The organism is Paraburkholderia sp. Cpub6, from assembly GCF_014201065.1.
GTDB classification, from domain to species: domain Bacteria; phylum Pseudomonadota; class Gammaproteobacteria; order Burkholderiales; family Burkholderiaceae; genus Paraburkholderia; species Paraburkholderia tuberum.
In genome coordinates this window covers 1-1,112 of the sequence record NZ_JACHDM010000096.1, presented here as the reverse complement: position 1 = coordinate 1,112, position 1,112 = coordinate 1, and the positions used below count along the sequence as shown (strand labels likewise).

1 protein-coding gene is annotated in these 1,112 nt (G+C 58.5%); it reads left to right on the top strand.

Annotation, left to right across the window (positions count from 1 at the left end; translation table 11 throughout):
* Positions 1–73 precede the first annotated feature (73 nt).
* Positions 74–1,108 carry an IS630 family transposase gene (locus HDG33_RS36855; protein ID WP_184041235.1) on the top strand — a complete coding sequence of 345 codons (1,035 nt, stop codon included), beginning with the start codon at positions 74–76 and terminating at the stop codon, positions 1,106–1,108.
* Positions 1,109–1,112 lie beyond the last annotated feature (4 nt).

Sequence of the window (1,112 nt, the reverse complement as noted above, 5' to 3'; positions counted from 1 at the left end):
GCATTACTCATAGGTCAGGAATTTAGCGGACATATGGTCTATGCTTGATCGAGAGTTACTGACAGGATTGCTCATGAAACGAGACGGTCGGAGCCTTGCTCATAACACGCTTGAAGAGATGCGCATCCTGGCGGTTCAACGCATGGCCGAAGGAGAGCATCCGAATGATGTTGCGGCATCGTTTGCGATGCATCGCTCGTGGGCATACAAGATCCGGGCTCAGGCGCGCGGTCGCGGCCGTGGTATGCGTGTGCTGCTCTCGACCAAAGGCACGGGCCGCCCTCGCAAGCTCACGCCTGCACAAGAACAGCAGGTGCTGCGCTGGATCAATGGCAAGAATCCAATGCAGTATGGATTTGACTTCGGCCTGTGGACGCGCAACCTGGTTCGGGAACTGGTGCGGCGAGACTTCGATGTCACGTTGAGCCTGGCATCCATTGGCACGATACTGGCACGCCTGAAGCTCACGCCCCAAAAGCCATTGCAGCGCGCTTACCAACGAGATCCGGTGGCGATCGAGCGCTGGCAGCGCGACACGTATCCGGCCATTGCCAGACAGGCCCGCGAGGAAAATGCCGACATCTTCTTCTGGGACGAGTCGGGGTTTCGGGCTGACTCGGTGCATGGCAGGACCTGGGCGCAACGCGGCGTAACGCCAGTCGTTGAACGCCCGGGCCAGAGGCAAAGCATGAGCGCGGCGTCCGCCGTCAACTCGAAAGGGGCCTTCTGGTTTGCAACGTACGAAGGTGGGCTTACCGGCGAGCTGTTCGTGACGTTGCTCAGGAAGCTGATGTTCAATCGCCGCAAGGCAGTTCATCTGATTGTCGACGGATTGCCCGCGCACAAGAAAGCTGTCGTCAAGGACTACGTCGCAAGCACCCAGGGCAAACTGACCTTGCACTTCCTGCCGGGTTACGCGCCCGACCTCAATCCTGATGAACTGGTGTGGAGTCACGTCAAGCGCACCGGAGTCGCGCGACGCCCTTTGCAAAAAGGTGAAAAGCTGGGGCCGCGAATTCACGAGCAGCTTGCACAAATTGGACGGAACCCAACGCTCGTGCGCTCCTTCTTCAGACATCCGTCTGTCCGCTATGTTTCTGACCTATGAGTAA

Bases quoted from the DNA above. Each gene is read 5' to 3' on its own strand.
- HDG33_RS36855 (WP_184041235.1), top strand. From the start codon at position 74: ATGAAACGAGACGGTCGGAGCCTTGCTCATAACACGCTTGAAGAGATG.